The sequence below is a fragment of the Desulfatiferula olefinivorans genome, assembly GCF_054657895.1.
This window is the reverse complement of the sequence record NZ_BAAHXV010000002.1, coordinates 344,762-353,670: the sequence shown is the minus strand read 5'-3', so window position 1 is coordinate 353,670 and position 8,909 is coordinate 344,762. Positions and strand designations below refer to the sequence as shown.

The 8,909-nt window shown below is 56.1% G+C and carries 7 protein-coding genes; 6 read left to right on the top strand and 1 reads right to left on the bottom strand.

All coding sequences use genetic code 11. The features are described from left to right. From ACYQ11_RS03170 to ACYQ11_RS03145, 6 genes are all read left to right on the top strand, one after another. On the top strand, nt 1–348 hold a 348-nt coding region (locus ACYQ11_RS03170), incomplete at its 5' end, for a hypothetical protein (RefSeq protein ID WP_459922289.1). A 107-nt stretch (nt 349–455) separates the two neighbouring features. After that, entirely contained in the window at nt 456–836 is a 381-nt protein-coding gene (locus ACYQ11_RS03165; RefSeq protein ID WP_459922288.1) for a hypothetical protein, read from the top strand. A 73-nt stretch (nt 837–909) separates the two neighbouring features. Continuing rightward, nucleotides 910–1,257: a hypothetical protein gene (locus tag ACYQ11_RS03160; RefSeq protein WP_459922287.1), complete on the top strand. Its 348-nt coding sequence runs from the start codon at nt 910–912 to the stop codon at nt 1,255–1,257. 123 nt (nt 1,258–1,380) lie between these two features. Continuing rightward, nucleotides 1,381–1,686, top strand: a complete 306-nt coding sequence (locus ACYQ11_RS03155) for a hypothetical protein (protein ID WP_459922286.1) — start codon at nt 1,381–1,383, stop codon at nt 1,684–1,686. A gap of 745 nt (nt 1,687–2,431) precedes the next feature. Next, nucleotides 2,432–3,082, top strand: coding sequence for a class I SAM-dependent methyltransferase (locus ACYQ11_RS03150; RefSeq protein ID WP_459922285.1), 651 nt, complete (start codon nt 2,432–2,434; stop codon nt 3,080–3,082). Nucleotides 3,083–3,158: 76 nt separating this feature from the next. Then, nucleotides 3,159–5,078, top strand: a complete 1,920-nt coding sequence (locus tag ACYQ11_RS03145) for a C1 family peptidase (protein WP_459922284.1) — start codon at nt 3,159–3,161, stop codon at nt 5,076–5,078. Between the two features lie 42 nt (nt 5,079–5,120). Here ACYQ11_RS03145 and ACYQ11_RS03140 read toward each other — a convergent pair whose 3' ends face one another. Then, a complete protein-coding gene (locus ACYQ11_RS03140; RefSeq protein WP_459922283.1) occupies nt 5,121–8,672 on the bottom strand; it encodes a hypothetical protein in 3,552 nt (1,183 codons plus the stop codon). Nucleotides 8,673–8,909 lie beyond the last annotated feature (237 nt).

Here is an 8,909-nt window from a genome sequence, read left to right as displayed (position 1 = left end):
ATATCGTTGATTTTTATCATGGCGGCCACGTTCTCTGTGCACGCGTACGGATATGTTTCGGGGGCCAAAATCGTCAAGATCAGGATAGACCATACCAATGGCCATGCCATGCTTTTTTTCGATAAAGATGTTGTGGATAGTACCGGCGAACGGATTCCCTGCATTCATGAGGCTTACAAAAACGCATTCGGAATTGATACCACAACGGAAGCCGGCAAGGCGGTCCTCAGTTGGGCGTTGTCGGCAAAAATAACGGGTTGCCCTGTAAATGTTTACGGAATGGGATCTTGTGAGGGGGTCTATAACGGTCGTCACATAGAGATGATGAATTACGGCGTGATCCTATAATGTTTTTGTTGGCATGATTACGTTTCGAACGGATAAGAAATTTAAGTATCTGTTCAGAGTTGTTAAGTAAGCGCGTTATCAATCTGAATTAACCCGAAGGAAGAACGATGAAACAATTGATTATTCTTTTTATCATACTTGGATTGTGTTCCACAGCTGTTCATGCGTCGGAGCCCACGTGTTCTGATGCGAATGGGGGCTATTGCAGCTATGTTGGAAAAGTAAGCCGAATATATGTCAATGAGTCAAATACAATCCTTCTTTATTTCGACACACCCATGGAAATTGAAGTCGCTGCCATCGGTGGGATTGTCACACCGAAACGTGTACCAGCCGCCGCATACAGGGTCACCGACAATCCTGAGTTTGCCAGATTGTTGTACGCCACAGCGCTGACTGCCCAAGCGACAAACAGGGCCATCATCATTCAGATGCGTGGCGCGTTGGGAACTTACCCCAGAATGGACCGAATCTGGCTTGCGGAATAAATGGCTTCAATGTCACGAGTCCCGCATTGTGACAGCAGATATCTAATCTGTTTTTTGATTGAAAGGGTTTGGAATGAACGTCAAGCGATTCGTATTGGGGCTGATTTGTTTTATCAGTGTTTTAACTCCGATAAATGGTGCACAGGCACTCGGTACCTCCCCATGGACCAAAGTTCTTGAAATCATACAGGGGCCAGGCGGTTATCCATTGGTAAGATTGGAAAATCCCGGTGATGCCGGGACTGGGTGTGCAAAGTCTTCTCCCCATGTCCGTTTTAAAGATGTGGATCATTCTGAAGCCGGAAAAAGACATTTTGCAACCATTTTATCGGCATTGTTGTCAGGAAAAGAGGTTCGAATCAAAACAGCAGAGTGCTCCGGGGATTATCCCTATATAGAATCTGTATACATTCGATATTGAATTGTCTAAAGAATAATAGTGTTTTGATTTTATAATTCATTTTATTGATATCGAACGCACATGAATTAAGCTTGCTCATCATTTCAGCGTACTGCTTTTATTTGTTTTTTAAGGGGAATGAAGATGAAATTTTTGATTCGAATAATTGTTGTTCTTTTTTTTATCAGTTTTTCCGAGAGTGCATTTGCGGATAAACACGACTTGAGAGACATCCTGTTGCATGGAGTGTATATCAATAGTGGTGGAATGATGCTTATTCGGGTTGAGGGTCTTGGCTACTTGTCTTTAGGACAGGTTGGGAATAAAACAGCTGAAATGATGTATGCAACGGCTTTGGCCGCAAAGATTTCTCAGCAATCGGTGTGGATCAGATATTGGGATACTGAAGAACAATACCCTTCCGTCGGGATAATATGTGTCAATCAATAATAAATGCCATTAAATTAAGGCTTTGATTGGGATGTTAGACCTGGATGAACGCGGTACGACATCCAAATTCATGTTGACCGGTCATCATGTACAAGATAAAAGTACACACTTCGACGAAGTGATGATCAGGGTGTGTGTGATCCAAATCAATGCCGCAACATTCAGGACGCATTGTCTCAAGCTGCTTGACAACGCTTTTGGCTTATGAGGAGGCCGGCGCAAAAGACATGCTGACCGGGGCGGGCTATATTGGGCCGGGAAAGCCTGTGGGGATCTGACGCCGCCTTTTGACGATGAATGGGATCTCGATGCATGGTCATTTTTGATACTCATGTCTGGTGGTGGGTGTTGAGTGCTTATAAAAGAAACCGCTCCGGGCGATCGGGGGATTGCATCCATTCCGATCTGGGAATTTACCATGATGGCTTCCAGGAACAGGATAATCCTGAGAATATCTCCGGAGTCATGGATTGATTATGCGGTTTCAAAAACCGGGCTGAGGGTTTTCGGGTTAAATGGAATGATCGCCGTTGATTCATGCATAATGCCTGGTGATTTTCATAAAGACCCCGCCGACAGAATTATCGTCGCAACAGCCAGAAGCCTTAACGCCACGCTTGTCATTATGGACCAAAAAACGTCTCGATTATCCCCATGTTAAGACAGCGTGGTGAAGATGCATTATGGAGCAGGACGGCAGCAACATGTCGGAGTTATATATTCTTATAATTAGGAAAGGTCGGGTATGACGGGATTGGACAAGACGTTGATCGACCGGATCAAGGGGTTTCTGGATCCGGAGGAGGGGATGCGGCTTTATGGGGTGGCGTCCGAGGCGGCGGGCATGGGGCCCATGCTTGAAATCGGGAGCTACTGCGGGAAGTCGACGGTTTATCTGGGCACGGCGGCCAGGGAGCGCAAGGGGGTTCTTTTTACCATCGATCACCACCGGGGGTCCGAGGAGCAGCAGTACGGCGAGGGGTATTTCGATCCGGAGCTGTACGATGACAAGGAAGGCAAGGTCGACACCTTCCCCCATCTGAGGCGGACCCTGGAGGCGGGAGACCTGACGGGCGCCGTGGTGCCTATTGTGTCCACCTCGCCCCTGGTGGCGAAACTGTGGGCCACGCCCCTGAGTCTGGTGTTTATCGACGGGGGCCATACCTTTACGGCGGCGTTCAATGATTATTCCTGCTGGTCGCGCCACATCATGCCCGGGGGATTTCTGTTGATCCACGATATCTTCAAGGATCCGGCCGAAGGGGGGCAGGCACCGTATCATGTCTACAAACTGGCCCTGGCATCGGGTCAGTTCCGCGATCTTGGCATGACCAAAACCCTGGCCGTGCTTCAACGCTACCTGCCCGGTGAGTTTCCGGAGGATCTGCCCCGATAGGGTGTCCGTGCTTATGCCGGAACGTTCCAGGCAGGCCTTTTGATCCCGCGCCCGGCGTGCGGGGAAAGGGGGAGCTGTGAAAAAACGGCATTACGTCGTCGCCGTCTGTGCGATTGTCGTTGCCATACTGCTGGTTGTGATTCCGGCTCCCGAGGTGGGGCGAGACGTACCGCCGGATCTGGGCTATCACCCGGCAGAGGAAACGGATGTGTTCGAAACGGGACGTTTGGACGGAGAGTTTGCCCAGGGCCCGGTCAGTGAGGCGTTTCAAGCCTTTGAAGATGATTCCCGCTCCAGTCTTGCCCGCTTCAGACAGGCGTCCCCTTACACCGATCGGGGTCTGGGTCTGATCCCGTCTCCGGTACCGGAAGACGTGTATGAGCCGTCCCGCTCCAAATCATCGGATGCCAGGGTCTATGATGATGTCTATGATTTAAGGGACCCGGACCGGGACGGCGACCGATCGGACAGCCTGATTCCTCCGGCCAGGGAACAGGGCGCCTGCGGTGCCTGCTGGGCCTTTGCCGCCTACGGATGTCTGGAGGGCGTGAGTCGCACTCTTTTGGGTCATGAGGCCGACTATGCCGAGAACCATGTGCTTTTTGAAAGCGGCTACGACTGGACCGGCTGCGCCGGCGGCAACGTGGACATGGTCATGGCTTATCTGGCCCGTCATGGGGGACCCCTCGATGAACAGGACTCACCGTTTACCCGGAATCCCTCACCGTCCTGCGGGGACTGTCCGCCCGTTCGCTACATCGACAGCGTGTTCAGGCTGCCGGTCCGTTCGTCGATCACCGACATCGTGTATATCAAAAAAGCCCTTCTGGATCACGGCCCCCTCTATGCGTCCATCAACTGGGACGATGACGCCTATCAGGAAAATGATCATACTTATTACCATGAGATCCGGGGCAGCAATCACGCGGTGACGATCGTGGGGTGGGATGATGAACGGACGGTACGGGGGGTTGACGCACCCGGTGTCTTTATCGTCCGGAACAGCTGGGGGACAGATTGGGGCGAGGGCGGATTTTTCTATGTGTCCTATGCGGACCGGAGTCTTGCCTTTTCCTCATTGGTGGCCGTCCGGGACCGTCCCGATGCCCTGTTGTCTTTCGACCGGATTTATGCCCACGATCCATTGGGCATGACCTCGAGCACCGGAGACGGAGACCATGACGCCTGGGGCGCGTCCGTGTTCAGGGCGGTGGAGGACGGGGTACTGACCGCCGTATCCTTTTTCACCACGAGCCAAGACACCCATTACGAGATCCGCATTCATGCCGGGATGGACGGTGACCGCATGGGGCCGGTTCTGTTCGGTCCCGTACTTGGCACGGCCCGGGGCAAGGGATATCATACGGTGCCGATGGATGAACTGACCTTCCTCGGCCGCGGAGAACCCTTTGCCGTGTCCGTGAAATTCGAAACACCGTCCGGGATCTGGCCTGTTCCCCTTGAAAAACCCTTTGCCGATTATTCATCCGCCGCCGATGCCAACCCGGGTGAAACCTATCTGTCCCGGGACGGTATCAGGTGGGTGGATACGATCCGGACCTTTCCCCATGCCGGTGTCTGCATCAAGGCTCTGGTCAGGGAACGGCCCTGTCGTCAGGATCTGCTGACGGTCGCGGGCCCGGGCGATCCCACGGATTTTATAGTCCAAAACCGTGAGGGGGCGCTGGCCATGGCCGTGGTGACCGACGATTGCGGACGCCCGGTTTACGACGCCGAGGTCATGGCCGTCTTAAACAACGGTGCATCGGAAAGCGTTTTGTATGATGACGGGCTTCATCACGACGGCCTGACGGACGACGGGGTCTATGCCCGGAGCCTTGAGGATGTCGGGTCCCGTCCCATTTCTTCGGTGATGGTCCGGGCCGTCAAGGAAGGACGCGAAACCTTCACGGAAGGGGAGGTCCGACGGGATGAACCGAACGGCGGCTCCGGAGGCGGCGGATGTTTTGTCCTTGCCGCTCGTTTTGGAGACTAAATGAAAAAACCGGCCGGGGGATCCCCCGGCCGGAGCAATGCATCAGGGTGCGGTCATGGTTCCGAGGAACGGCCCGGTGATCAGGGTCGTGTCGCCGGGAACGGCCCAGTCTTCGTAACTCCAGGCGAAGGTCGACTCGTCGTAGCTGTCTTTATAGACGTAGAGTTCGCCGCCCCGCCAGGTGTCGAAGCCGAAATTCCCGTTGGCGTTGTTGGGCCACCAGGTCGGCAGGTCGCCAAGGGGCAGGCTTTCCGACGCCGGGAGCCGTGTGGTATCCGCCGGATCGGGGTCGTTGACCAGAACGATCTGGTACCAGGAGTCCGTGGGCGAGCCGTCGGTATTGTAGAAGTCCCCCACATAGGCGTTGAGCGTGTATATCTCTCCTTCGATGATCCCCACCCGCAGTACGGTCTGGACATGGAATCCCGTTGTGGCATTGTACCCCTCTTTGATCAGGATGACCTTGGGCCGTTCAACGCCTGTGGTGTCCACCGTGCCGGTTATGGTGAACATCTGGCTGAGGACGGCGGCGGGCACGGGGTCGACCTGGGTCGGGTCGGGCGGAACGTAGGCGGTCTGGCCCAGATAGAAGCGCGGGCCGGTGATCGCTTCGCCGCCGGTGATGATTTTTTCCTCGTAGTAGCAGGTGCCCGTGGCCGTGCAGGTGTCCTTTTTGACCCGAAGGAAGCCGCCCCAGGTGTCGAACCACATGTTGGCGCCGGACGAATCGGGCCAGTACACCATGTCGGTGTTGGTTAGCGGCGAGCCCGAGGCCAGGGAATCATCGGGGTCGTCGATGAGGACGAGGTTGATCCAGCTGTTGGCGGTTGCGTTTTCGAGGAAATCCCCGATCCTAAGGGTCAGGCTGTAGCCGGTGGTGCCCTGGATATCGGCGATTTTCATCACGGTCCGTGTAAATGATCCGTCCGCCTGGACTTCCTTCATCAGGGCCGCCCGCAGCCGGGTCGGTTCAATGGAGGGATCATCGACGGTGACGGCGCCGGAGAGGGTGAATTCGGCGTCCATGTCGATGGGCTCACCCACGGTAAACTCGGTGTGGGCGCTGCCCCCGCTGCCCAGCTGGTTGCCCGTCAGCTGGTCGACGAAGGACACCCTGATATTTAAATGATAGGGGTTGTCCAGCGCTTCCTGGGTCGTCTGGATGGGGAAGAGGTACGGCACGGTGAGCGATGTCGTTGAGATCTGCTTGTTGGAATTCCAGGTATTCCAGATCTGGGTCCAGGAACAGTTCCCGAATTCGTCGCAGCCGCCCTGGCCGATTTCAAGGTTGTAGACCATTTTCACACCTTCGGGCAGGGTGACCGCCGGTGCTTTCCACGACAGGGTGATCTTGGCCTTGGTGGCCGTTTCGCCGACAGCGGGAGCGGTGCCGTCGTCTTTCACGTTGGCGGTGAAATTGGTTCTGCCGCCGTTGCGTTCAAAGGCGGTCCAGGCCTCGTTGTAGGCGGTCATTTCCGCATCGGTGGGGTTATCGCCGGGCCAGATGGGCATGCCGGCCGGGGTGACCATTTTGGCGTAGGTGTCCGTCATGCCCGTGATTACGGTTTTCTGGAAGGTTTTGGTGGTGGTTGTGCCGTTGTAATTGACCGTTACGGTGTAGTCCCCCGAGGTGAAGTCGGAAATCACCCGGGTCGGATCGATGACCACCGGATCGGTGCTTTGGGGATCCATGCCTTCATGGGCTTCCTGCCAGGGGTTGATGCCCCAGCTTCCGTAGCCGTCGTCATGGGTCACATACAGCAGGGGAACGGTGCCGGTTCCCCCCGAGGCCTTGGGATAGGTCAAGGAGACCGTGGCCCCGGAAGACCCATCGAGTTCCATGGCCTGGTCGTCATCGATAAATCCGGCCAGATTCATGAAGTCCGTATTCAGCATCAACGCTTCCCTCTCTTCGTCGGGGGTATCTGCGGTTCCCTCGATCCAGACTGTGCCGGGATGAAGATCGAGCCCGAAGATATCGATGCCCTGGAAACGGTCCGGATAGGCGGCGATATAGGTGGATATACCCAGCAGGGTGAACAGGTCCTCGTCATCCCATTCAAACAGATCGTCGTTGTAGATGATCTGACCGCCTTCCCCGGCGGTGCCGGTCAGTCCGATGGTGTCGGGGTTGACGGTTTCAGTCATGAACACGTCTTCAAAGAAGATCACCAGGGCGATGCCCTGGGGGGTGACCAGGTTCTTGCCTTCGGTGGCCGGAAGGAAGGCGGCGGGGAACAGGCCCCGGATCACGCTGGGGGTTCGGGCCAGCTCGGCCTTTTTCGCGGTAAGCTCGGTGGCCTGGTCGGGAGTCAGGGCGGCTTTGGCCTCCAGTTCGGTGATGCGTGCGATCAGGCTGTGAATCCGGGCGATGAAGGTATTGAAACGATCCAGAACGTTTGGCACGGTGACCTGGGCCCGGACGGTCTGGGGGACGCTGTCTTCGTAGGTCATGCTGTCGATGAGGGTCTGGAGGAGATTACCGACGGTGACGCTTCGGCCGGTCACATAATGCCAGATGAAAAAATCGTAGAAAAACCGGGGCATGTCCTCGGATCCGCCGTCCTTGTCGCTCATCATTTCCCGGAAGACACGGAGGATCAGGTCGGTCTTTTCCTGCTCCGTGTCCACCTCGGCCAGGTTGAACAGGGCGGCCTGGGTGTTGGCGGCGATATAATCCAGTTCACCGCCCACGGTGTCGTCGGCGAGGATGATTCCCGCCGTGTTGTCGAGGTTTTCGTTTTCAGGATCGGTGCCGACCAGATCATCCAGGCCGGTTCCTTCGTCCACATCCACCACCATGGAGGGAATCTGGACGGCGCCGGACGAGACCAGGGTCTCGATGGCGGCTTTCACCCGGTTGATGATGGTGTTGACCACCTGTGTGTCGATATTGGTTCCCGCCGTGGCGCTCAAAATCGCGTCGACCAGCGCCTTGACGACCACCGAGCTCTGGGGCGTCACGAGGACGTCTCCGTCGGGCGTCGTGTCGCCTTCGGGAATGTAGGCCGTGGATTTCAGTTCCAGGGCCTTGCCGGTATCGGCGTTGAGCTTCACGTATCGGACGATGTAGTTCACGCCGTCGCGGACGCCGTCGCATTCATAGACCCGATCGCCGTTTTCGCCGTCGGTCAGGCCGCAAGAAATACCGGTGTCCGTCAGTTCGCCGTTATCGCCGACCACATAGAGCCTGACCGCCTCGGTCTGGGGATCGACGGCCTTGGAGGTTCGTGCCCGGAGGCCGGGAACACGCCCTGCGGCCGGGTCGTCCGACGATGCAATCAGGTTTGAGTCCGAGCTTGAAAGGTAAGACAGCTTGATGGTGCCCGAGACCCGTGCTGCTCCGGAAAATCCGTCGTCATCGTCCGGCGGGGTCGGGGCATTGCCGCCCGGCGTCGGTGTGGACGACGGTACGAGGGTTCCAGGCGATTCGCCGCCGCCGCTGCAGCCGCCAAGAAGGGTGAGGATGAACACCAGCACCAGGCTTCCCAGGGTCATGAGAAGAAACCGGCGGATAGTGTGGTTTCGGGTCGGTAAAACGGATACGAGGGTCACCCCTCCGAGATCATGGTTACGTCTGAAACGTCGTTGCATGAAAACTCCTTTGATGGTGCTGCCTGCAACTCCTGACGGAGCCGCTAAGGGTGTGTTGACTTATGGACACGTGTTCAATTAATCGGCACCTTGAACCGAATATTTAAGTTTTTTTTTGGGAGGATCGGGTTACCTGAGAGGGAAAGGCGGGGCTGGGCCCTGGAAGGGTCTTGCCGTGACGCTTCGCGTTGTCCATCCCGGAGCGAATTCAGGCGGGATGAACAACACGAGATGTCC